This window comes from Microbacterium altimontanum (genome assembly GCF_058349865.2).
In genome coordinates, this window is the sequence record NZ_JBYRJB020000004.1 from 48,321 (window position 1) to 71,482 (window position 23,162).

The 23,162-nt window shown below is 69.8% G+C and carries 22 protein-coding genes; 15 read left to right on the plus strand and 7 right to left on the minus strand.

Annotation, left to right across the window (positions count from 1 at the left end; translation table 11 throughout):
- Nucleotides 1-2: 2 nt before the first annotated feature.
- The 9 genes from uvrC (at nt 3) to AC3RX1_RS07530 (ending at nt 8,472) form a co-directional block, all read left to right on the plus strand.
- The gene (gene uvrC, locus AC3RX1_RS07490) at nt 3-1,868 is read left to right on the plus strand and encodes an excinuclease ABC subunit UvrC (protein WP_491500604.1); all 1,866 of its coding nucleotides are present in this window, start codon (nt 3-5) and stop codon (nt 1,866-1,868) included.
- A 40-nt stretch (nt 1,869-1,908) separates the two neighbouring features.
- Nucleotides 1,909-2,808, plus strand: coding sequence for an RNase adapter RapZ (rapZ, locus tag AC3RX1_RS07495; protein ID WP_491500605.1), 900 nt, complete (start codon nt 1,909-1,911; stop codon nt 2,806-2,808).
- A gap of 57 nt (nt 2,809-2,865) precedes the next feature.
- Nucleotides 2,866-3,843, plus strand: coding sequence for a DNA-binding protein WhiA (gene whiA / locus AC3RX1_RS07500; protein ID WP_491500606.1), 978 nt, complete (start codon nt 2,866-2,868; stop codon nt 3,841-3,843).
- 155 nt (nt 3,844-3,998) lie between these two features.
- Nucleotides 3,999-4,625, plus strand: coding sequence for a superoxide dismutase (locus AC3RX1_RS07505; RefSeq protein WP_491500607.1), 627 nt, complete (start codon nt 3,999-4,001; stop codon nt 4,623-4,625).
- Nucleotides 4,626-4,719: 94 nt separating this feature from the next.
- Nucleotides 4,720-5,730, plus strand: coding sequence for a type I glyceraldehyde-3-phosphate dehydrogenase (gene gap / locus AC3RX1_RS07510; RefSeq protein ID WP_491500608.1), 1,011 nt, complete (start codon nt 4,720-4,722; stop codon nt 5,728-5,730).
- A 6-nt stretch (nt 5,731-5,736) separates the two neighbouring features.
- Nucleotides 5,737-6,966 carry a phosphoglycerate kinase gene (locus AC3RX1_RS07515; RefSeq protein WP_491500609.1) on the plus strand — a complete coding sequence of 410 codons (1,230 nt, stop codon included), beginning with the start codon at nt 5,737-5,739 and terminating at the stop codon, nt 6,964-6,966.
- A complete protein-coding gene (gene tpiA / locus AC3RX1_RS07520) occupies nt 6,963-7,769 on the plus strand; it encodes a triose-phosphate isomerase (protein WP_498239224.1) in 807 nt (268 codons plus the stop codon). Before AC3RX1_RS07515 ends, tpiA begins: the two co-directional genes overlap by 4 nt.
- 99 nt (nt 7,770-7,868) lie before the next feature.
- Nucleotides 7,869-8,117, plus strand: coding sequence for a preprotein translocase subunit SecG (secG, locus tag AC3RX1_RS07525; RefSeq protein ID WP_491500611.1), 249 nt, complete (start codon nt 7,869-7,871; stop codon nt 8,115-8,117).
- A gap of 1 nt (nt 8,118) precedes the next feature.
- Nucleotides 8,119-8,472 carry an RNA polymerase-binding protein RbpA gene (locus tag AC3RX1_RS07530; RefSeq protein ID WP_491500612.1) on the plus strand — a complete coding sequence of 118 codons (354 nt, stop codon included), beginning with the start codon at nt 8,119-8,121 and terminating at the stop codon, nt 8,470-8,472.
- 26 nt (nt 8,473-8,498) lie between these two features.
- Here AC3RX1_RS07530 and pgl read toward each other — a convergent pair whose 3' ends face one another.
- Genes pgl through tkt form a run of 6 tightly spaced genes read right to left on the minus strand, consistent with a single transcriptional unit; the run spans nt 8,499 to nt 16,640 of the window.
- Nucleotides 8,499-9,290 carry a 6-phosphogluconolactonase gene (pgl, locus tag AC3RX1_RS07535; protein WP_491500613.1) on the minus strand — a complete coding sequence of 264 codons (792 nt, stop codon included), beginning with the start codon at nt 9,288-9,290 and terminating at the stop codon, nt 8,499-8,501.
- Complete coding sequence (locus tag AC3RX1_RS07540) at nt 9,283-10,239, minus strand: glucose-6-phosphate dehydrogenase assembly protein OpcA (RefSeq protein ID WP_491500614.1); 957 nt, start codon at nt 10,237-10,239, stop codon at nt 9,283-9,285. Before AC3RX1_RS07540 ends, pgl begins: the two co-directional genes overlap by 8 nt.
- The gene (gene zwf / locus AC3RX1_RS07545; protein WP_491500615.1) at nt 10,236-11,801 is read right to left on the minus strand and encodes a glucose-6-phosphate dehydrogenase; all 1,566 of its coding nucleotides are present in this window, start codon (nt 11,799-11,801) and stop codon (nt 10,236-10,238) included. The genes AC3RX1_RS07540 and zwf overlap by 4 nt, the downstream gene beginning before the upstream one ends.
- Before the next feature lie 14 nt (nt 11,802-11,815).
- Nucleotides 11,816-13,432, minus strand: a complete 1,617-nt coding sequence (locus AC3RX1_RS07550) for a phosphoglucose isomerase-related protein (RefSeq protein ID WP_491500616.1) — start codon at nt 13,430-13,432, stop codon at nt 11,816-11,818.
- Nucleotides 13,429-14,547: a transaldolase gene (gene tal / locus AC3RX1_RS07555; RefSeq protein WP_491500617.1), complete on the minus strand. Its 1,119-nt coding sequence runs from the start codon at nt 14,545-14,547 to the stop codon at nt 13,429-13,431. Before tal ends, AC3RX1_RS07550 begins: the two co-directional genes overlap by 4 nt.
- Nucleotides 14,544-16,640, minus strand: a complete 2,097-nt coding sequence (gene tkt / locus AC3RX1_RS07560) for a transketolase (protein WP_491500618.1) — start codon at nt 16,638-16,640, stop codon at nt 14,544-14,546. The genes tal and tkt overlap by 4 nt, the downstream gene beginning before the upstream one ends.
- Nucleotides 16,641-16,885: 245 nt before the next feature.
- Between tkt and AC3RX1_RS07565 the strand changes: the two genes are divergently transcribed.
- Nucleotides 16,886-17,812: a heme o synthase gene (locus AC3RX1_RS07565; protein WP_491501005.1), complete on the plus strand. Its 927-nt coding sequence runs from the start codon at nt 16,886-16,888 to the stop codon at nt 17,810-17,812.
- A 7-nt stretch (nt 17,813-17,819) separates the two neighbouring features.
- Here the strand turns inward: AC3RX1_RS07565 and AC3RX1_RS07570 are convergent, their stop codons facing one another.
- Nucleotides 17,820-18,767: a COX15/CtaA family protein gene (locus tag AC3RX1_RS07570; protein ID WP_491500619.1), complete on the minus strand. Its 948-nt coding sequence runs from the start codon at nt 18,765-18,767 to the stop codon at nt 17,820-17,822.
- A gap of 248 nt (nt 18,768-19,015) precedes the next feature.
- Between AC3RX1_RS07570 and sufB the strand changes: the two genes are divergently transcribed.
- The 5 genes from sufB to AC3RX1_RS07595 are packed head-to-tail and all read left to right on the plus strand — an operon-like array spanning nt 19,016 to nt 23,160.
- The gene (gene sufB, locus AC3RX1_RS07575) at nt 19,016-20,434 is read left to right on the plus strand and encodes a Fe-S cluster assembly protein SufB (protein ID WP_491500620.1); all 1,419 of its coding nucleotides are present in this window, start codon (nt 19,016-19,018) and stop codon (nt 20,432-20,434) included.
- Nucleotides 20,435-21,655 (plus strand): Fe-S cluster assembly protein SufD, encoded by a 1,221-nt coding sequence (gene sufD, locus AC3RX1_RS07580; RefSeq protein ID WP_491500621.1) that lies wholly within the window; start codon nt 20,435-20,437, stop codon nt 21,653-21,655.
- Nucleotides 21,652-21,981 carry a non-heme iron oxygenase ferredoxin subunit gene (locus AC3RX1_RS07585; protein ID WP_491500622.1) on the plus strand — a complete coding sequence of 110 codons (330 nt, stop codon included), beginning with the start codon at nt 21,652-21,654 and terminating at the stop codon, nt 21,979-21,981. The genes sufD and AC3RX1_RS07585 overlap by 4 nt, the downstream gene beginning before the upstream one ends.
- 45 nt (nt 21,982-22,026) lie before the next feature.
- The gene (gene sufC, locus AC3RX1_RS07590) at nt 22,027-22,821 is read left to right on the plus strand and encodes a Fe-S cluster assembly ATPase SufC (RefSeq protein ID WP_491500623.1); all 795 of its coding nucleotides are present in this window, start codon (nt 22,027-22,029) and stop codon (nt 22,819-22,821) included.
- Nucleotides 22,822-22,830: 9 nt separating this feature from the next.
- Nucleotides 22,831-23,160 carry a metal-sulfur cluster assembly factor gene (locus tag AC3RX1_RS07595; protein ID WP_491500624.1) on the plus strand — a complete coding sequence of 110 codons (330 nt, stop codon included), beginning with the start codon at nt 22,831-22,833 and terminating at the stop codon, nt 23,158-23,160.
- Nucleotides 23,161-23,162 lie beyond the last annotated feature (2 nt).

Here is a 23,162-nt window from a genome sequence, read left to right on the forward strand (position 1 = left end):
GGATGGCCGACCAGCTGCCCTACAAGCCGAAGCAGGGGGAGATCCCGACCGATCCGGGCGTGTACCGGTTCCGCGACGCCCACGGACGCATCCTCTATGTGGGCAAGGCGAAGAGCCTGCGCGCCCGGCTCTCCAACTACTTCGCCCCGCTGCACACGCTGCACGAACGCACCCGCCGCATGGTGACGACCGCCGCCTCGGTGGAGTGGACCGTGGTGAGCAGCGATGTCGAGGCGCTGCAGCTGGAGTTCATGTGGATCCAGGAGTACAAGCCGCCCTTCAACGTGCGGTACAAGGACGACAAGTCCTACCCGTACCTCGCGGTGACGATGGCCGACGAGGCGCCCCGCGTGATCGTCACCCGGAACCACAACATCAAGGGAGCGAAGTACTTCGGGCCGTACCCGAAGGTGTGGGCGGTGCACGACACGATCGACCTGATGATCAAGGTCTTCCCGATCCGCACCTGCAGCGACTCGTCGTACAAGAAGGCGATGGCCACCGGGCGGCCGTGCTTCCCCGGGCAGATCGGCCGCTGCGGCGGGCCGTGCTCGATGAAGGTCACGATCGAGGAGCACCGCGCGATCGTGGAGGACTTCGTCGCGTTCCTGTCGGGGAGTGACGAACGGTTCCGCACCGAACTGACACGACGGATGGCCGAGGCCGCCGCCGCCCTCGACTACGAGGCGGCCGCCGGCTACCGCGACAAGCTCCAGTCGATCGACGCGGTGCTCAGCAAGAGCGCTCTTGTGCTCGCCTCCGACATGGACGCCGACCTGTTCGGCATCGCGGAGGACGAGCTCGCCGCGGCGGTGCAGCACTTCGTCGTGCGCGGCGGTCGTGTGCGCGGGGTGAAGGCCACCACGATCGAGAAGGAGATCGACATCGCCGGCGCCGACCTCGTCGGCCAGGTGCTGCAGCGGGTGTACGGCGACGCGGCGGCCGCCGACATCCCGCGTCAGATCCTGGTCCCCGCCCTGCCCGACGACGCCGCCGAGCTCGAGGAGTGGCTCCGCGCGCGCCGCGGTCGCAAGGTGACGATCTCGGTCGCCCAGCGCGGGCGGAAGGCCGAGCTGATGAAGACCGCGACGCTGAACGCGAAGCAGGCGCTCATGCTGCACAAGACGCGCCGCACGAGCGACTACGTCGCCCGCACGCAGGCGCTCACCGACCTGCAGGAGGCACTGGGCCTCGCCGAGGCGCCGCTGCGCATCGAGTGCTTCGACATCTCCCACCTGTCGGGCACGAACGTGGTCGCCTCGATGGTGGTCTTCGAAGACGGCCTGCCGCGCAAGGACCAGTACCGCTCGTTCAGCGTCGCCGAGACCACCGACGACACCGATTCGATGAACCAGGTGCTCACCCGTCGGCTGGCCCATCTCGACCGTCCCGAGCCGGAGGAGGGCGAGGAGGCGGCGAAGAAGCGCCGCTTCGCTTACCCGCCCCAGCTGCTCGTCGTCGACGGCGGGCAGCCGCAGGTCGCCGCAGCCGCCCGGGCCCTCGCCGACGCCGGGCATCCCGAGATCGCCCTCTGCGGCATCGCCAAGCGTCTCGAGGAGGTGTGGCTGCCCGGGCAGGACTTCCCGGTGATCCTGCCGCGCACCTCGGAGGCGCTGTACCTGCTGCAGCGCCTGCGCGACGAGGCTCACCGGTTCGCCATCACGCATCAGCGCAAGCGCCGCAAGCGCGACATCACGACGGTGCTCGCCGAGGTTCCCGGACTCGGTCCCGCCCGCATCCGGGCGCTCCTGCGCCACTTCGGATCGGTGACGAATCTCCGCGCCGCCACACCGGACGAGATCGCGCAGCTTCCGGGGATCGGCCCGACGCTCGCGACGGCGGTGCACACGCGCTTGGCGCAGGGATAGCGCCGCTCGATAGGCTGGAACCGACACGATCGGGGGAGCAATGGCCGGCGGACCAGGGGCAGAGACCGACCAGCACGAGGCCGGTGAGATCCTCATCGTCACCGGGATGTCGGGAGCCGGCCGTTCGACCGTCGCGAACGCGCTCGAGGACATGGGCTGGTACGTGGTGGACAATCTGCCGCCGCAGATGCTCAAGCCGCTGCTCGACTTCTCGGGTCTCGCCGCCGGCGCTCTGCCGCGGGTCGCCGCCGTCGTCGACGTGCGCGGCGGCAGCCTGTTCACGGAGCTCCCCGAGGTGACGCGGGCGCTGCGCGAAGCGCGCGAGAAGCTGCGCGTCGTGTTCCTCGACGCCTCAGACGACGTGCTCGTGCGCCGCTACGAGGCGGTGCGGCGCCCGCACCCGCTGCAGGGCGACGGCACCATCGTCGACGGCATCCGCCGGGAGCGCGAGCGCCTCGCCTCGATCCGGGAGAGCGCCGACATCGTGATCGACACGTCGGACTTCAACATCCACCAGCTCGCGACGCACGTCGTGGAGCTGTTCAGCGCCAGCGGATCGGCGCGGCACACCCTCACGATCCAGAGCTTCGGGTTCAAGTACGGCCTTCCCGTGGACGCCGACATGGTCGTCGACATGAGGTTCCTGCCCAATCCGTACTGGGAGGACGCGCTGCGGGGGCTGAACGGCGAGGACGAGGAAGTGCGCGACTACGTGTTCGCGCAGGAGGGCGCGGAGGCGTTCCTCGACGCGTACAGCGCGGCGCTCATCCCGGTTCTCGCCGGCTATCAGCGCGAGAACAAGCGGCACAGTGTGATCGCGGTCGGATGCACGGGCGGCAAGCACCGATCGGTCGCGATGGCGGGGGCGCTCGCGGAGCGGCTGCGCGGAACGCCGGGCGTCGCGGTGCGGGTCGCCCATCGGGACTTGGGACGGGAGTAGCGCGGGTAGGCTGGAGCGTCGTCCACCCCGTTCCGATCCCCTGTTGCAAGGAGTACCGTGCCCCTGACCGCCGACGTGAAGGCAGAGCTCATCGCCCTGCGAGACCCCCGGCCGACGGCGCGGGTCGCCGAGCTGACGGCGCTGCTGCGGTTCTCCGGCGGACTGCACTCCATCGCGAACCGGGTCGCCGTCGAGGCGGAGGTGGATTCGGATGCGTTGGCTCGGCGCATCGCACGCGAGCTCGTCGAGCTCTACGGCGTGCGACCCGAGCTCGTGCAGGTGCAGGGCGGATCCGCGTCGGGCGGCGCGCGCTACGCCGTGCGGGTCATCGAGGCGGGGGAGACGCTCGCCCGCCAGACGGGACTGCTCGACCAGCGCCGCCGGCCCGTCCGGGGGCTGCCGAACCGGCTCACGACGGGGTCGCGTCCCGATCTCGCCGCCGTGTGGCGCGGGGCGTTCCTCGCCGCCGGCACGCTCACCGACCCGGGTCGCTCGGCCGCGCTGGAGATCTCCTGCCCGTCGTCGGAGGCAGCCATGGCCCTCGTCGGGGCGGCGCACCGGCTCGGCGTGGCCGCGAAGGCCCGCGAGGTGCGCGGCATCCCACGGGTCGTGGTGCGCGACGGCGAGGCCATCCGCGCCGCCCTCGCAGCGATGGGCGCGGCGCGCGCGGCAGCCGCGTGGGACCAGATGCGGCAGCGCCGCGAGGTGCGCGCCGGTGTCAACCGGCTCGTGAACTTCGACGACGCCAACCTGCGCCGCTCCGCGCAGGCGGCGGTCGCCGCATGCGCACGCGTGGAGCGCGCGCTGGAGATCCTCGGCGACGAGGTGCCCGATCATCTCGGCGAAGCGGGACGCCTGCGCCTCGAGCACCGCGACGCGAGCCTCGACGAGCTCGGCCACCACGCCGACCCTCCGCTGACGAAGGACGCCGTCGCGGGACGCATCCGGCGCCTGCTCGCGATGGCCGACAAGAAGGCGGAGGCCGAGGGGATCCCCGGCACCGAATCGGCCGTCCCCGCCGGCATGACGGACTGACGCCGCCGCTCGGCCCCTTGGCTAACGCCGCGTCATCGGGGAAGCAACCCCCTGCCGGCGGTGTTGTCGCTCAGTAGGATGAAGACGTCATCCTCGCCGCTCCAGGGAGCGAACCGTCTCCGTCTTCGGTGCGGCGCCGACAGGAAGAAGAGAACATGGCGAAGTACACGCTGCCCGACCTCCCGTACGACTACGCAGCTCTCGAGCCGCACATCAGCGGCAAGATCATGCAGCTGCACCACGACAAGCACCACAAGGCGTATGTCGACGGCGCGAACACCGCTCTCGACAAGCTGGCCGAGGCGCGCGAGTCTGGCGACCTCTCGGGTGTCAACAAGTTCGAGAAGGACCTCGCCTTCAACCTGGGCGGGCACGTCAACCACTCCATCTTCTGGACCAACCTGTCGCCGAACGGCGGAGGTCAGCCCGAAGGCGAGCTGAAGGCCGCGATCGACGAGTTCTTCGGCGGCTTCGAGAAGTTCCAGGCGCACTTCACGGCCGCGGCGACCGGGATCCAGGGCTCGGGCTGGGCGGTGCTCAGCTGGGACCCGATCGGCGAGCAGCTCATCATCCAGCAGCTGTTCGACCAGCAGAGCAACACCGCGCAGGGCACGGTGCCGCTGTTCCAGCTCGACATGTGGGAGCACGCGTTCTACCTCGATTACCTCAACGTGAAGGCCGACTACGTCAAGGCGGTGTGGAACATCGCGAACTGGCAGAACGTCGCGTCACGCTTCGACGCCGCGCGTGAGAAGACCTCGGGGCTGCTGGTACTGTCATAGCCAGTGCGGGCGTCCCGGCGGGGCTTCCGTCGGGACGCCGTGGTCCCTCCGTGATAATCCGCGCATTCGCGCATGAACATCTGGGAGACATTCCGTGACCGTCAAGATCGGAATCAACGGCTTCGGCCGCATCGGACGCAATTTCCTCCGGGCCGCGCTCGCGCAGGGAGCTGACCTCGACATCGTCGACGTCAACGACCTCACGGACAACAAGACCCTCGCCCACCTGCTGAAGTACGACTCGGTCGGTGGCCCCCTCGGACAGGACGTCAGCTACGACGGCGACGCCATCACGGTCGGCGGCAAGACGATCAAGGTCTTCGAGGAGCGCGACCCGGCGAACCTCCCCTGGGGCGAGCTCGGCGTCGACATCGTGATCGAGTCGACCGGCCGCTTCACGAAAGCCTCCGACGCGGCCAAGCACCTCGCCGGCGGCGCCAAGAAGGTCATCATCTCCGCCCCGGGCACGGATGTCGACGGCACGTTCGTGATGGGCGTGAACGAGGACACCTACGACCCGGCGACGATGAACGTCATCTCGAACGCGTCGTGCACCACGAACTGCCTCGCGCCGCTCGCGAAGGTGTTCGAGGATGCCTTCGGCATCGAGCGCGGCTTCATGATGACGGCGCACGCGTACACCGCCGACCAGAACCTGCAGGACGGACCGCACAAGGACCTGCGCCGTGCCCGCGCCGCGGCGATCAACATCGTGCCGGCCTCCACCGGCGCCGCGAAGGCGATCGGCCTGGTCCTGCCCGAGCTGAACGGCAAGCTCAGCGGCTCGTCGTATCGCGTGCCCGTGCCCACCGGCTCGATCGTCGACCTCACGATCGTCACCGGCCGCGAGGGCCTGACCGTCGACGAGATCAACGCGGCCTACAAGGCAGCGGCGGCCGACGGACGGCTGAAGGGCTACCTCGAGTACACCGAGGACCCGATCGTCTCCAGCGACATCCAGCTGAACCCGCACTCGTCGATCTTCGACGCCGAACTCACCAACGTCAGCGGCAACCTGGCCAAGGTCTCGGCGTGGTACGACAACGAGTGGGGCTACTCGAACCGCCTCGTCGATCTGACCGAGTACGTCGCCGAGCGGCTCTGAGCCCCGATGACTCTGCGCACCCTCGACACTCTGGTGTCGCGACTGGGTACGCTCGCCGGCACGCGTGTCATCGTCCGCTGTGATCTGAACGTCCCGCTGCAGGACGGCGTCATCACGGACGATGGCCGCGTGCGCGCGTCGCTGCCCACGCTGAACGCCCTGATCAACCAGGGCGCCCGCGTCGTGGTCTGCTCCCACCTGGGGCGGCCCGACGGCGCGCCGGACCCGAAGTACAGCCTCGCGCCGGTGGCGCAGCGACTGTCCGAGCTGCTCGGGCAGCCCGTCGCGTTCGCGCGCGACACCGTGGGGGAGTCGGCCCGCGAGGCCGTCGCCGGCCTCGGCGACGGGGAGGTCGCGGTCATCGAGAACCTGCGGTTCAACCCGGGGGAGACGACGAAGGATGACGCGCAGCGTCAGGAGTTCGCCGACCGGCTCGCGCAGCTCGGCGACGCGCTGGTGTCCGACGGCTTCGGTGTCGTGCACCGCAAGCAGGCGAGCGTGTACGAGCTCGCGCAGACGCTCCCGAGCGCCGCGGGCCTGCTCATCGAGAAGGAGGTCGACGTGCTCGACCGCCTGACCGAGAACCCGGAGCGCCCGTACACCGTCGTCCTCGGCGGTTCGAAGGTCAGCGACAAGCTGGGTGTCATCGAGCATCTGCTGCCACGCGTGGACAAATTGCTCGTCGGCGGCGGGATGATGTTCACGTTCCTCGCGGCTGAGGGTCACAAGGTCGGCAAGAGCCTCCTCGAGGAGGATCAGCTCGACACCGTGCGCGGCTATATCGCGACCGCTCGGGAGAAGGGGATCGAGCTCGTGCTGCCGGTCGACGCCGTGGTCGCGGCATCCTTCTCCGCCGATGCCGACCACGTCGTGGCCGACGCCGATGCGCTCGAGGACACCCCGTTCGGCGCCGGCGGCATCGGCCTCGACATCGGCCCCCGCACGGCGGAGCTGTTCGCCGACGCGATCCGCAGCAGCACCACGGTCTTCTGGAACGGTCCGATGGGAGTGTTCGAGATGCCGGCGTTCGCCGCCGGCACGAAGGCCGTCGCCCAGGCGCTGACCGAGGTCGAGGGGCTGTCGGTCGTCGGCGGCGGAGACTCGGCCGCCGCGGTGCGTCAGCTGGGATTCTCCGACGACCGGTTCGGGCACATCTCGACCGGCGGCGGAGCGAGCCTTGAATTCCTTGAGGGCAAGAAGCTGCCCGGACTGGAGGTCCTCGGATGGGAGCAGTGAACCGTGCGGACGGCGGCATCGCCCGCCGGCAGCCGCTCATCGCCGGCAACTGGAAGATGAACCTGGACCACCTGCAGGCGGTCGCGCTGGTGCAGAAGCTGCATTGGACGCTCAAGGAGGCGAAGCACGACGCCGACTCCGTCGAGATCGCACTGTTCCCACCGTTCACCGACCTGCGCACGGTGCAGACGCTGCTCGACGCCGACAAGATCCCGTTCGCCCTCGGCGCGCAGGACATCTCGGCACACGATTCCGGCGCCTACACCGGTGAGGTGTCGGGAGCCTTCCTGGCCAAGCTCGAGTGCACCTACGTCATCATCGGGCACTCCGAGCGCCGTGCCTACCACGGCGAGACCGACGACGTCGTGGCGGCGAAGGTGCAGGCGGCGCTGCGCAACGGGCTCATCCCGGTGATCTGCGTCGGCGAGACCGCCGAGGACCTCGAGCAGCACGGCGCCAGTGCCGTTCCCGTCGCCCAGCTGCGGGTCGCGCTCGACGGGGTGAAGCAGGGCGCCGACATCGTCGTCGCCTACGAGCCGGTCTGGGCGATCGGCTCGGGCCAGGCCGCGACTCCGCAGCAGGCGCAGGATGTCTGCGCCGCCCTCCGCGATGTGGTCGCCGAGGCCATCGGGGGCGACGCCGCGGACCGCACGCGCATCCTCTACGGCGGATCGGTGAAGTCCGGCAACATCGCCGGCTTCCTCCGCGAGCCCGACGTCGACGGCGCCCTCGTCGGCGGGGCGAGCCTGGTCGTCGACGAGTTCGCCGCGATCGCTCGCTACCAGAAGCACGTCGGGGTGTGAGCGTCGGCGGGGCCGGGCCGTCGTGCCCGGCCTCGCCGCATGCCCTCCCGTATACTTGACCTCTGTGCGGCCGAGCGGCCGCCGCGAAAGGCACGAAGCGTGGAAATCCTTGAGTTCGTCCTGCAGGTCGTGCTGGGCGTGACCAGCCTGCTGCTGACCCTGCTCATCCTCCTGCACAAGGGACGCGGCGGGGGCCTGTCCGACATGTTCGGCGGCGGCATGAGCTCGTCGCTCGGATCGTCGGGTCTGGCCGAGCGCAACCTCAACAGGTTCACCGTCGTCCTCGCGCTGGCATGGTTCATCGCCATCGTGGCGCTCGGACTGCTGACGAAGGTGCAGGGACTCTGACATGGCCACTGGAGGAAACGCGATCCGCGGCACCCGCGTCGGCGCCGGCCCGATGGGCGAGCAGGACCACGGCTTCCACGCCGAGCGCGTGGCGGTGTCGTACTGGGACGCCCTCGGCAATGAGACCGTCCGCTACTTCGCCGCCGGGATCCCCGAGGAGGAGATCCCCGACACGATCGACTCCCCGCACTCCGGGCTCCCCGCCGGTCGCGACAAGACGAACCCGCCCGCGATGTCGAAGGCCGAGCCGTACAAGACGCACCTCGCATATGTGAAGGAGCGCCGCACCGACGACGAGGCGAAGGCGCTGCTCGAGGACGCGCTGACGCAGCTGCGGGAGCGCCGCGGCCAGTAAGCCGGCGCGGACGAGACGACCCGGCGTCAGTACGAGCCGTCGATGAGGTCGGGCGGCACCTGCGCCGCGGCGGCCTGATCGACGAGGAAGATCGTGCGCTTGCGTCCCTTCGCGCCCGCTGCCGGGACGCTGTGGTAGCTCGCCCCGGCGAGCGCGAGACCGAGTGCGGCGGCCTTGTCGGCGCCCGCGATGACGAGCCAGACGCGCTTCGACGAGTTGATCACCGGGCGCGTGAGGGTGATGCGCTCCGGCGGCGGCTTGGGGGAGTCGTGCACCGGGAGTGCGGCGCGGTCGGTCACGCCGATCTCGGGGCGATCCGGGAAGAGCGAGGCGATGTGCCCGTCGGGACCGACGCCCAGGAAGCACACGTCGAATGACGGCCACTGCGCGGCCGGCGTCGCATCGTCGGGCGCGTACCGGGCGAGCTCCGCGGCGTAGGACTCCGCGCCTGTGGAGATGTCGACACCCTGGTCGCTGGCCGCCATGCGGTGGATGTTCTCGGCCGGGATGTCGATGTGGCGCAGCAGCGCCTCGTCCGCGCCCACATCGTTGCGCTCAGCCGAATCGGCCGGGACGAAGCGCTCGTCGCTCCACCAGAAGTGGACGCACGACCAGTCCAGGAGGCCGCGGTCGGGGTGCGCGGCGGCCGCCCGCAGGACAGCCGTGCCCATGCCGCCGCCGGTGAGAGAGACATGCACCGTCTTTCCGGCCCGGACCTTCTTCCCGATGCGGTCGTAGAACCGCGCGGCGACGGCGGTGGCGAGGCCGTCGGGATTGTCGTGCAGCACGACCCGCTTCTCGGCTCCGCCGTTAGCCATCCTGCTGACCGCCCTCCAGGAGGGCCCACCCCTCCGTGATGACTCGACCATACAGGAGGTCGGGATCGAGGCTCCGGAGCTCCTCGGCGAGGCACTCGCGTAGGCTGCGCCGTGGGAAGGCCAGCTCGTGCGACGGCTGTCCGGGCTGCGTGAGGATCGCGACCCCCGGCTCCGGCCGCTCGAGCAGCGTGTCGCCGCTGTGCCGCACGAGGCGCACCGACTTGATGCCGCTGGCCCATTCCGACTCGTCGAGGTACGTCCAGTCCACCGGCACGTCGAGCGCAAGGCGCAGCCAGGCGGCGAGGAACGCGGTGGACGGGGAGTCGGCGGCGCCGCGGACCTCCACGGCCGTCACCGGCTCGTACGGCGGCTGGTCGAGCACCGCGGCGAGCTGCTCTCGCCAGCGCGTGACGCGGGTCCACGCGAGGTCGGTGTCGCCGGGGGCGTAGTGCCCGGCGAGGCCCGCGACCCACGCCGCAGGATCGGGCTGTGTCGCGGCATCCGTGATCCGGCGCTGTGCGATGCGGCCGATCGACGAGCGCGACGGCTGCTTCGGGGTCTCCCGTGGCCACCACGCGACGACCGGCGCATCCGGCAGCAGCAGTCCCGTGACGAGACTCTCCGAATTGTTGCCGGCCGCCCCGTACGCGCGCAGCACGATGACCTCGCTCGCGCCGGCGTCGCCGCCGACGCGGATCTGCGCGTCGAGGCGCGGGTCGTCTGCCGCATCCGGTCCGTGGGGGTCGCTCATCAGCACGATGACGCGCATCGGATGCTCGCGCGAGGCGTCGTTCGCGGCCTCGATGACCTCTTCCGTGGCGCCGCCGTGCCGGACGACGATGATGAGGGTGAGCACGCGGCCGAGGGCGACGGCGCCGCCCTCTTCGCGCACGTTGACGAGGGCCTTCGCGATCTTGCTGACGGTCGTGTCGGGCAGGTCGATGATCATGGACGCCTCCACGTGCGGCCGTCGCGGGCCAGCAGCTCGTCGGCGGAACGGGGACCCCACCCGCCGGGGGTGTACTGCTCGAGCGGACCGCGCTCCGCCGATGAGTCGAGGGCAGCCCAGTACTCCTCGATGGGGTCGAGGATCTTCCAGCTGAGCTCGACCTCCTCGTGCCGGGGGAACAGCGGCGGATCGCCGAGGAGCACGTCGAGGATGAGCCGTTCGTACGCCTCAGGGCTCGCCTCGGTGAACGCGTGGCCGTAGCCGAAGTCCATCGTCACATCGCGCACCTGGGTCCCCGCGCCGGGCACCTTCGAGCCGAACCGGATCGTGACGCCCTCGTCGGGCTGCACCCTGATCACGAGGGCGTTCTGGCCGAGGCCGGAGGTCTGGGACCGGGTAAACAGGTGCTCGGGCGCCTTCTTGAACACGACGGCGATCTCGGTGACACGCCGGCCGAGCCGCTTGCCGGTGCGCAGGTAGAACGGCACGTCCGCCCAGCGTCGCGTGTTGATGCCCAGCTTGATCGCGGCGTAGGTCTCCGTCGTCGAGTCCGGGTCCATGCCCTCCTCGTCGAGGAAGCTGCGCACCTTCTCGCCGCCCTGCCAGCCGCCCCCGTACTGGCCGCGCGCCGTGGCCTTCGAGAGGTCGTCGGGCAGCGTGACGGCGGCGAGCACCTTCTCCTTCTCGGTGCGCAGGTCGCGTGCCCCGAACGAGATCGGCTCCTCCATCGCGGTCAGGGCGAGCAGTTGCAGCAGGTGGTTCTGGATGACGTCGCGCGCCGCTCCGATGCCGTCGTAATAGCCGGCGCGGCCGCCCACGCCGATGTCCTCCGCCATCGTGATCTGCACGTGGTCGACGTAGTTGCGGTTCCAGATCGGCTCGTACAGCTCGTTCGCGAACCGCAGGGCCAGGATGTTCTGGACCGTCTCCTTGCCGAGGTAGTGGTCGATGCGGAAGATCGAGTCGGCGGGGAACGCGCTGCGCAGCGCGCTGTTCAGCTCCCGCGCCGAGGCGAGGTCGTGGCCGAACGGCTTCTCGATCACCACCCGCCGCCAGCGGTCGGGCTGATCGGCGGTGTCGTCGACGAGCCCCGAGTCCTTCAGCTGCTCCGCCACCGTCGCGAACGCCTTCGGCGGGATCGACAGGTAATACGCGTGGTTGCCCATCGTGCCGCGCTCGACGTCGAGCTTCTCGACGGTCTCGCGCAGCCGCCGGAACGCCTCCGGGTCGTCGAACTCGCCGGACACGAACCGGATGCCCTGCAGCAGCTGCTGCCAGGTCTCCTCACGGAACTCGGTGCGGGAGTGTGCCTTCACCGCCTCGTACACCACCTCGGCGAAGTCCTGGTCCTCCCAGTCGCGTCGCGCGAAGCCGACGAGGGCGAAGCCCGGCGGCAGCAGGCCGCGGTTGGCCAGGTCGTACACGGCGGGCATGAGCTTCTTGCGCGACAGGTCGCCCGTGACGCCGAAGATCACGAGCGCGCTGGGGCCCGCGATGCGGTTCAGGCGCCGGTCGTCGGGGTCGCGCAGGGGATTGCTGTCCCGCGAGATCTGCACGGTCATGGATGGATGCGCTCCTACTGGGCAGCCTCGAAGAGCGCGAGCACCTCGGACTGCGGGTCGGTCAGGGTGAGGGTGACGACCGGGCGGCCGTGCTCGGCGAGCACGGCGGCGTCGCCCGCCGCCTGTGCGGCGATGAGCTCGGCGAACGTGAACGGTCGGCCCGGGATCTCCACGTCGACGTCGGTGCGCTGGGTGATCTGCAGGAACACGCCCGTCGCCGGTCCGCCCTTGTGGTACTGGCCGGTCGAGTGCAGGAACCGGGGTCCCCATCCGAATGTCGTGGGGCGGCCGGCGTCGGCGGCGACGAGTTCGCGCAGCCCCGCCAGCTCGGGAAGGGCGAGGCGGTCGACGTACGCCTGCACCGCGACGTAACCGTCCGGGCCGAGGCGCGCCCACAGCGCGTCGAGGACGCCCTCGATCGTGCCCGCCGCGGCGAGCTGCTGATCGGACACGCGCACCTCGACGCCGTCCTGCACGAACGCGGGCGCGGTCGGCTCGGGGCGCCGCTCGAGCAGGCCACGGGTCGCCGCCTTGGCGGATTCCACGTCGGGCTGGTCGAACGGGTCGATGCCCAGGAGGCGGCCCGCGATCGCGGTGGCGTACTCCCAGACGACGAACTGGGCGCCCAGCGATCCGCTGACGAGGATCTCGCCCTCGTGGCGGTCGAACAGATGGAACTCGTCGGCCTCGTCGACGAGCCGCAGCACCTGGAGGTCGGCGGGCTTCGTCTCGAGCTCCGGCGAGACCGGCAGGAGGACGACGGGCAGGATGCCGGTTCCCTGCTTGCCGGTCGACTCGGCGAGGAGCTGCTCGATCCAGTCGGGGAGGCCCTGGATGTGGGTGCCGTCGGAGACCAGCCCGAGCTTGTCGCGGCGGGGCGAGCCGCCGGCGATCGCCGCCGCGAGCACGAGCGCCGGATTCTCCGGACTGTCGATCGCGACTTCGAGGAGCGTGGCATCGGCCTCGTCGAGGAGTTCGGTGAGGTCGGCGCCCGCGAGCCCGGCGGGCACGAGGCCGAACGCCGTGAGCGCGCTGTATCGGCCGCCGACGGTGGGGTCGGCGTGGAAGACGCGATAGCCGTCGGCGGTGCCCGACCGGTCGAGCGGGGAGCCGGGGTCGGTCACCACGACGATCCGGGACGCGGGGTCGATCCCGAGGTCGCGGAAGGCCGCCTCGAAGGCGCGCTTCGCCGCATCCGTCTCCACCGTCGACCCCGACTTCGACGACACGACGAGCACCGTCTCGGCAAGACCGCCCTGCTCGTCGCCGTCGAGTGCGGCGAGAACCTGGCTCGGCGCGGTCGAGTCGAGCACCGTGAGCGGCACGCCGGAGGTCGCGGCGATGACCTCGGGGGCCAGCGACGATCCGCCCATCCCGCCCAGCACGACCCGGGTGACACCCGCGTCGGCGAGCTCCGCCCGCAGCGCCGCGATCTCGGCGACGAGCGGACGCGACACCGACACGGCGTTCACCCATCCGAGGCGCTGCGCGGCCTCCGCCTCGGCGTCGGCGCCCCACAGGGCAGGGTCCTGTGCGGTGATGCCGGATGCGACGAGGTCGGCGACGAGCCCGGGCAGCGTGTCGTCGACCACCGCCGCCACATGCCCGGTGACGCGGATGTCGAAGCTCACTGGGCCTCGTCCTGCGCGGCGGACAGCGCCTCGGCGACGGTGTCCTGCAGCTCGTGCCACGAGACGACGAACTTCTCGACGCCCTCGTCCTCGAGCACCTGCGTGACGTCGTCGAAGTCGACGCCGACGGCCGCGAGGCCGTCGATCACCCGGTGCGCGTCGGCGTACGCCCCGGTCACGGCGTCGCCCCCGATCTTGCCGTGGTCGAACACCGCCTCGAGCGTCTTCTCGGGCATCGTGTTCACGGTACCCGGGGCGACGAGCTCGGTGACGTACAGTGTGTCGGGCAGCGACGGATCCTTCACGCCCGTGGACGCCCAGAGCGGACGCTGCACCGTGGCTCCGGCGGCGACGAGGTCGCGTGCCCGGTCGGCGGCGAACTTCTTCTCGTACAGCTCGTAGGCGAGACGCGCGTTCGCGATGCCGGCCTTCGACTTGAGGGCGGCCGCCTCATCCGTCCCGATCGCGGCGAGGCGCTTGTCGACCTCGGTGTCCACGCGCGAGACGAAGAACGACGCGACGGAGTGGATCTTCGACAGATCGAGGCCGGCCGCGCGCGCCTGCTCGAGGCCGGACAGATACGCGTCGATGACCTCGGCGTAACGGGCGAGCGAGAAGATCAGCGTCACGTTCACCGAGATGCCCTGCGCGATCGCGGCGGTGATGGCGGCGAGGCCCTCCTTGGTCGCGGGGATCTTGATGAAGGCGTTCGGCCGGTCGACGGTCTTCCACAGCTGCTCGGCCTGGGTGATGGTCGCCTCGGTGTCGCTCGCGACGACGGGGGAGACCTCGATCGAGACCCGGCCGTCGGTGCCGTCGGTGCTGTCGTAGACCGGCCGCATGATGTCGCACGCGTCGCGCACGTCGGTCGTAGTGATCTCGAAGATCGCGTCGTCGGCGGATGCGTCGCGGCCGGCGAGCTCCGCGATCTGCTCCTGGTATCCCTCGCCGTGGCTGACGGCGGTGGCGAAGATCGTCGGGTTCGTCGTGATGCCGACGACGTTGCGGTTCTTCATCAGATCGGCGAGGTTCCCGGTCGTGATCCGGCGGCGCGAGAGGTCGTCGAGCCAGATGCTGACGCCCTGGTCGGACAGCTGCTGGGTAGGCGTGGTCATGCGTTCTCCTTCAGGGTCTCGCGCGCCGCCTCGACGACGGCGTCGGCGGTGATGCCGAACTTCTCGAACAGGGTCTTGTAGTCGGCGGAGGCGCCGAAGTGCTCGATCGACACCGAGCGGCCGCGGTCGCCGACGATGCCGCGCCAGCTCAGGGCCAGGCCCGCCTCGACCGAGACCCGGGCGGTCACCGCGGCCGGGAGCACGTGCTCGCGGTACGCCTCGTCCTGCTCCGCGAACCACTCCAGCGAGGGCGCGGAGACCACGCGCGCGTGGACTCCCTCGCCGGCGAGCGTCTCGCGCGCGGCCAGGGCGAGCTGCACCTCGGAGCCGGTCGCGATGATGATGACGTCGGGCACGTCGGCGGCGGCCTCGGCCAGGATGTACGCGCCCTTCGCAGTGCCCGCGGCGGAGGCGAGTGTGTCGCCAGTTGCGTCGCCGTCGCCGCGCGCGGGCGTCGGCACGTTCTGGCGGGTGAGCGCGATGCCGACGGGTCCACCGTGCCGGCGCAGGATCTCCAGCCAGGCGTGCGCCGTCTCGTTCGCATCGGCCGGACGCACCACCGCGAGGTTCGGGATGGCGCGCAGCGCCGTGAGCTGCTCGATCGGCTGGTGCGTGGGCCCGTCCTCGCCGAGCGCGACGGAGTCGTGCGTCCACACGTACGTCGACGGGATGTCCATCAGCGCCGCCAGCCGCACAGCGGGGCGCATATAGTCGGAGAAGATGAGGAACGTGCCGCCGAACGCGCGGGTCGGCCCGTGCAGCGTGATGCCGTTCAGGATCGCCGCCATGGCGTGCTCGCGGATGCCGAAGTGCAGCACGCGCCCGTAGGGGCTGGCGTTCCACTCGTTCGTCGACCACTCGACCGGATTGAACGAGCCGCCGCCCTTGATCGTCGTGTTGTTCGACTCGGCGAGGTCGGCCGATCCTCCCCACAGCTCGGGGAGCACGCCGGCGAGGGCGTTGATGACCTGACCGGATGCGGCACGGGTCGAGACATCCTTCCCCGCCTCGAAGACCGGGAGGGCGTCGATCACGTCGTCGGGCAGGGCGCGCGCCTCGAGGCGGTCCAGGAGCGCCTTGCGCTCCGGGTTCGCGTCGGCCCAGGCGTCGAACGCCTTCTGCCACTCGGCGTGCTCGGCGGCGCCGCGCTCGACGAGCTCGCGCGTGTGTGCGAGCACGTCGTCGGCGACCTCGAACGTCTTCTCCGGGTCGAAGCCGAGCACCTTCTTCGTGGCGGCGACCTCGTCGGCGCCGAGCGCCGACCCGTGAATCTTGCCCGTGTTCTGCTTGGCGGGGGCGGGCCAGCCGATGATCGTCTTGAGGAGGATGATCGAGGGGCGGGAGGTCTCGGCCTTGGCCGCCTCGATCGCGTCGTAGAGGGCCGGGACGTCCTCGACGTACTCGCCGGTGCTCTTCCAGTCGACGGTCTGCACGTGCCAGCCGTACGCCTCATAGCGGGCTGCGACATCCTCGGTGAACGCCACGTCGGTGTCGTCCTCGATCGAGATCTGGTTCGCGTCGTAGATCACCACGAGGTTGCCGAGCTCCTGGTGCCCGGCCAGCGACGAGGCCTCAGCGGTGATGCCCTCCTGCAGGTCGCCGTCGCTCGCGATGACGTACACGAAGTGGTCGAACGGGCTGGTGCCGGGTTCGGCATCCGGGTCGAACAGTCCGCGCTCATAGCGGGACGCGTAGGCGAAGCCGACGGCCGAGGCGAGGCCCTGGCCGAGGGGTCCGGTCGTGATCTCGACGCCCTTCGTGTGGCCGTACTCGGGGTGACCGGGGGTCAGGGAGCCCCAGGTGCGCAGCGCCTGCAGGTCTTCCAGCTCGAGGCCGAACCCGCCGAGGTACAGCTGGATGTACTGCGTGAGCGACGAATGGCCGCAGGAGAGGACGAACCGGTCGCGCCCGATCCATGTGGTGTCGGCGGGATCGTGCCGCATGACCCGCTGGTAGAGCAGATAGGCCGCCGGTGCCAGGCTCATGGCGGTGCCGGGGTGGCCGTTGCCGACCTTCTCCACCGCATCCGCCGCGAGGACACGGACCGTGTCCACCGCACGCTTGTCGATCTCTTCCCAACGCAGTTCCGACACGAGGCCGCCTTTCACAGGTAAGGGGCGCCCGGCAACCGGTCAGCGAAGCGCCGCCGCAGAGCGTCGCGCTGCGCGCGCGTGCTTTTCGGCCTCGCGCTGGGCGCGCGTGTGCTTTCAGCATAGCGAAGCGGCACCCGGCGGGACGGCTTCGTGACGGCCCTTGACACCGGGTGACCGCCGTGGATGATGCCCTAGACTTGAGAGGTTACGGCGCCGGTTTTCAGGAGGCGATCGCCATCACCACGATGTCTCGTGCCACCGAGGCACACACCGTCCGTCCCCAGGGCTCCCGCTCGATCCGCCGCACGATCAGTGCGTATGTGCAGCTGACGAAGCCGCGGGTGATGGAGCTGCTGCTGGTGACCACGGTTCCGGTGATGTTCCTGGCGCAGGGCGGGCTCCCGAACATGTGGCTCGTCGCGGCCACGGTGATCGGCGGAGCGATGTCGGCGGGCTCGGCGGCGTCGTTCAACATGTACATCGACCGTGACATCGACGTGCACATGCACCGCACTGAGAACCGGCCGCTCGTGACCGGCGAGGTCTCGCCGCGCGGCGCGCTCGTGTTCTCGTGGGTCCTCGCGATCGCGTCCACCGTCTGGCTGCTCGTGACGACGAACTGGCTCGCCGCGCTGCTGTCGGTGGTGGCGATCTTCTTCTACGTCGTGGTCTACACGATCATCCTCAAGCGCCGGACCGAGCAGAACATCGTGTGGGGCGGGATCGCCGGCTGCTTCCCGGTGCTGATCGGCTGGACCGCCGTGACCGGCTCTCTCGCGTGGGCGCCGTTCGTGCTGTTCGCGGTCGTGTTCCTCTGGACGCCGCCGCACTACTGGCCGCTGTCGATGAAGTACAAGGACGACTACGAGGACGTCGACGTGCCGATGCTCGGCGCGACCCGCGACGGCTCGCAGGTGGGTCTGCAGGTCATCCTCTTCGCGTGGGCGACCGTCGCGTGCTCGCTGCTGCTGATCCCGGTGGCCGGGATGGGCATCGTCTACACGGCGTCGGCGGTCGTGTTCGGCGGCTGGTTCATCTACGAGGCGCACGTGCTGTACAGCCGCGCGGTGCGCGGCACCGGCCCGAAGCCGATGCGCGTGTTCCACGCGTCCATCACGTACCTGACGCTGCTGTTCCTCGCGGTGGCGATCGACCCGCTGCTGCCGTTCTGACCTGCGGTCAGGCCGCGACGGGCGCGACCGCCTCGACCGGCTTCTTCAGCCGCAGCACGAGCACCGCCATCGCCGCGACCGAAAGCCCGGCGAGGATCATGTGGATGCCGACCGACAGTGCCGGCAGGTTCATCCGCGCCTGGTAGATCCCGACCGGCACCTGTACGAGCAGCACGACGAGGAGCGTCGCGGCCCAGCGCAGGGTGGGGAGCTTGTTCACGGATGCGGTGGCCGTCAGCACGATCACGAGGGCGAGCAGCGTGTAGCCGGGGATCGAGTGGATGTGCGCCATAATCTCGGGGTCGATGAGGTGGCGCACGACGTCCGAGTCGCCCGAGTGCGGGCCCGATGCCGTCGTGAGGATGCCGACGATGAGCGTCAGCACGAGGAACAGCGACGTGACGTGCGTGAGGATCGCGTACCAGCGCGGCACCGCGAGCGCGCGCGGACCCGCCGGCGTATAAGCGATCGCGAGGTAGGCGGCGGCCGCCGCGACGATGAACAGGGTCGCGAAGAAGTGGAAGCCGACGATCGCGGCGTTGAGCCCGGTGAGCACCGTGATGCCGCCGACGAACGCCTGCGCGATCACGGCGAGCACGATGATCAGCGCCAGGACGAACAGGCTCCTCCGCGTACGGCGCAGCCGCAGGCTGAGGATGAGGACGGCCAGGGCGGCGAGCCCGACGACCCCCGTCATGAGCCGGTTGCCGAACTCGATGTACGAGTGCAGGCCCATGCCGGCGACCGGCACGAGCGAGTCGGGAGCGCACAGCGGCCACTCGCAGCCGAGGCCCGAGCCGGTGAGTCGCACGGCCCCGCCGGTGCCGATGATGAGGACCTCGGTGACGAACGAGATCCACGCGGCGACCCGCACGCGACGGTCCACGCGGTCCGGCAGCCAGTTCCACAGCCGGTTGCCGGTGCGGGTTTCGGACGCGCGCAGATCGGTGGACATCGTGATGAGCCTCCAAGAGGGGCGGCCGCCCGGCGGCCGGGGCGGCCCGGGGGTCGGGCGGTGCCTGTAGAATCGAGGGGTCGGATGCGGCGCGCGACAGCGCGAGGCATCCCTGACAGTCTAGGCGCGCGAACGCGCCGACAGAGCGGGCCCGCAGAGCGGCATCCTTCCTCCAGCACTCCCTGGAGGAGCGCGGATGCCGGGACGGATGACACCGTTGCGGTCCATTGAGGAGAGTGTGTGACGTCATGTCCGATGTGCTGATCGAACGACCCGAACTCGACGGCCTGGGGGTCTACGAATTCGGCTGGCACGACGAAGACGCCGCCGGAGCGAGCGCCAAGCGCGGGCTCAGCGAAGCGGTCGTCCGCGACATCTCGCGGCTGAAGAACGAGCCCGAGTGGATGCTGAAGACCCGGCTGAAGGGTCTCGCGCTGTTCGATCGCAAGCCGATGCCCACGTGGGGTGCCGACCTCAGCGAGATCGACTTCGACAACATCAAGTACTTCGTGCGCTCCACCGAGAAGCAGGCCGGCTCCTGGGAGGAGCTGCCCGCCGACATCCGGGAGACGTACGAGCGTCTCGGCATCCCCGAGGCCGAGCGCCAGCGTCTGGTCGCAGGCGTCGCCGCGCAGTACGAGTCCGAGGTCGTCTACCACCAGATCCGCGAGGATCTGGAGGCCCAGGGCGTGATCTTCATGGACACCGACACGGCGCTGCGCGAGCACCCCGAGTTCTTCGAGGAGTACTTCGGCACCGTCATCCCCGCGGGCGACAACAAGTTCGCCGCGCTGAACACCGCCGTGTGGTCGGGCGGCTCGTTCGTGTATGTGCCGAAGGGCGTGCACGTGGAGATCCCGCTGCAGGCGTACTTCCGCATCAACACCGAGAACATGGGGCAGTTCGAGCGGACGCTGATCATCGCCGACGAGGACTCGTACGTCCACTACATCGAAGGCTGCACCGCTCCCATCTACAAGTCGGACTCGCTGCACTCGGCCGTCGTGGAGATCATCGTGAAGAAGGGTGCCCGCGTGCGCTACACGACGATCCAGAACTGGTCGAACAACGTCTACAACCTCGTCACCAAGCGCGCGATCGCGCACGAGGGCGCGACCATGGAATGGGTCGACGGCAACATCGGCTCGAAGGTCACGATGAAGTACCCGTCGATCTTCCTCGCCGGAGAGCACGCCAAGGGCGAGACCCTGTCGGTGGCCTTCGCCGGTCCCGGCCAGCACCAGGACGCCGGCGCGAAGATGATCCACCTCGCGCCGTACACGCAGTCGTCGATCATCTCGAAGTCGATCGCCCGCGGCGGCGGCCGCTCCGGGTACCGCGGCGAGGTGCGGGTCGAGCCGAACGCGCACCACTCGGCGAACACGGTGCGCTGCGACGCTCTGCTCGTCGACACGATCTCGCGGTCCGACACCTATCCGGCGATCGACATCCGCGTCGACGATGTCGAGCTCGGGCACGAGGCGACGGTTTCGAAGGTCAGCGCCGAGCAGCTGTTCTACCTGCAGTCGCGCGGAGTTCCCGAGGATGAGGCGATGGCGATGATCGTGCGCGGCTTCATCGAGCCGATCGCGCGCGAGCTGCCCATGGAATACGCATTGGAACTGAACAAGCTCATCGAGATGGGCATGGAAGGATCGGTCGGCTAGATGGCGGCCACATCGACAGCGTCTGAGCAGGCCACGGTCGCTCAGACGGAGGACTCCCACGCGCACATCGATCCGGCGGCGGCCCTGCGCCGTTACGCGGCTCCGGTGCAGACCCGCTCCGAACGGTTCCGGTCGTACGACCCCACCGAGTTCGGCACCCCCACGGGACGTGAGGTCAACTGGAAGCACACGCCGATGAACCGCATCGGCGCGCTGCTCGACGTCGAGGCCGGCGACGCCGGGGCCGTGGACGTGCGCATGAGCGCGGGTGACGCCGGCACGCTCGCTGTGGGCGAGGCGCCGCGCGGATCCGCGTTCATCCCCGAGGACCTTCCGGCCGCGATCGCGTGGGCGAAGGCATCCGATGCCCGCCACATCGTGGTCGACGGCGAGCCTGCCGAACCCATCCTCGTCGAGGTGACGGGACGCGGCGGCGTCGCGCACGAGCACTTCGTCGTCGAGGCGCGTCCGAACGCTCACGGCACCGTGGTGCTGCGACACAGTGGCTCGGTCGCGCTCGCGGAGAACGTGGAGATCATCGTCGGCGACGGCGCGCAGCTCCAGCTGGTGACGGTGCAGGAGTGGCAGGACGATGCGGTGCATCTGTCGACGCATCAGGCGACGGTGGGCCGCGACGGCTCGCTGCGTCACTTCGTCGTGAGCTTCGGTGGGGGCGTCGTGCGCGTGAACCCCAGTGTGCGGCTTGCCGGCACCGGTTCCCACGCCGACGTGTACGGCATCGGCTTCTGCGACGCCGAGCAGCACCTCGAGAGCCAGGTGTACGTCTTCCACGAGGGCGTCGACACCCGCGCCGACGTGCTGTACAAGAGCGCGCTGCAGGGCGCATCCGCCCACACCGTGTGGATCGGCGACGTGCTGATCGGGCGGGATGCCGTGGGCACCGACTCGTATGAGGCGAACCGCAACCTCGTGCTGACCGAGGGCGCCCGGGCCGACTCGATCCCGAACCTCGAGATCGAGATCGGCGACATCCGGGGCGCCGGCCACGCCAGCGCCACGGGGCGGTTCGACGACGAGCAGCTGTTCTACCTCCAGACCCGCGGCATCGCCGAGGCGGAGGCGCGGCGGCTCGTCGTGCTGGGCTTCCTGAGCGAGGTCGTGCAGCGGATGGGCCTGCCCGAGCTCGAGACCGAGCTGATCGCCGACATCGAGCGGGAGCTCGGCCAGGGCGACGCTGCGGCCGTGGAGGTGACGGCGTGAGCGCGACGCGCGTCCTCGCCCTGAGCGAACTCGAGCAGGATGCGCCGGTGCGCATCGTGGTCGACGATGTGCCGATCTGCGTCGTGCTCGACTCGAACGGCGAGGTGCACGCGATCGGCGACACCTGCACGCACGGCGACATCTCGCTCGCCGAGGGGTTCGTCGAGGACGACACCGTGGAGTGCTGGGCCCACGGCTCGCGCTTCTCGCTGCGCACCGGCGCCGCGCTGAACCTGCCCGCCTACGAGCCCGTTCCCGTCTACGCCGTCCAGATCGACGGCGACGACGTGCTCATCGACCCCGCGGTGACGAAGTCGGCCGTCTGACGGCCGCCGTCGCCTCCCACCGAAAGCCTGACGAAGGAAACCAGAATGTCTGTCCTTGAGATCCGCGACCTGCACGTGAGCGTGGAGACGGAGGCGGGGGCCACCCCGATCCTCAACGGCGTCACCCTCACGATCCGCACCGGCGAGACGCACGCCATCATGGGCCCGAACGGCTCGGGCAAGTCGACGCTGGCCTACACGATCGCCGGCCACCCGAAGTACACCGTGACGAGCGGCACGATCACGCTCGACGGCGAGGACGTGCTCGCCATGACGGTCGACGAGCGGGCGCGCGCCGGACTGTTCCTCGCGATGCAGTACCCGGTGGAGATCCCCGGCGTCACGGTCACGAACTTCCTGCGCACCGCCAAGACCGCGATCGACGGCGAGGCACCCGCCGTGCGCACGTGGATGAAGGACATCAAGTCGGCGATGAAGGGTCTGCGGATGGACCCGAAGTTCGCGCAGCGCAACGTGAACGAGGGCTTCTCCGGCGGTGAGAAGAAGCGTCACGAGATCCTGCAGCTCGAGCTGCTGAAGCCGAAGGTCGCGATTCTCGACGAGACCGACTCGGGCCTTGATGTCGACGCGCTGAAGATCGTGTCGGAGGGTGTGAACCGCGCGAAGGAGGCCACGAACCTCGGTGTGCTCCTGATCACGCACTACACGCGCATCCTGCGCTACATCCACCCCGACTTCGTGCACGTCCTCGTGAACGGCCGGGTCGCAGAGGAGGGCGGGCCGGAGCTCGCCGATCGGCTCGAGGACGAGGGCTACGACCGTTACCTCGAGGGTGAGAGCGAGCCGGCGGACGAGCCGTCCGCCGAGATCGACGCGTAGACTCGGACTATGGCCGCGACGCTGTCACCCGAGAAGTACGACGAGGTCACCGAGGCTCTCAAGGACGTCATGGACCCCGAGCTGGGGATCAATGTCGTCGACCTCGGTCTGATCTACGACCTCGCCTGGGACGACGAGAACGACGCGCTCGTGATCCACATGACGCTCACGAGCGCCGGCTGCCCGTTGACCGATGTGCTCGAGGAGCAGACGGCGCAGGCGCTGGACGACGTGGTCGAGCGGTTCCGGATCAATTGGGTGTGGATGCCGCCGTGGGGTCCCGAGCGGATCACCGACGACGGCCGCGACATGATGCGTGCCCTCGGCTTCGCCATCTGACG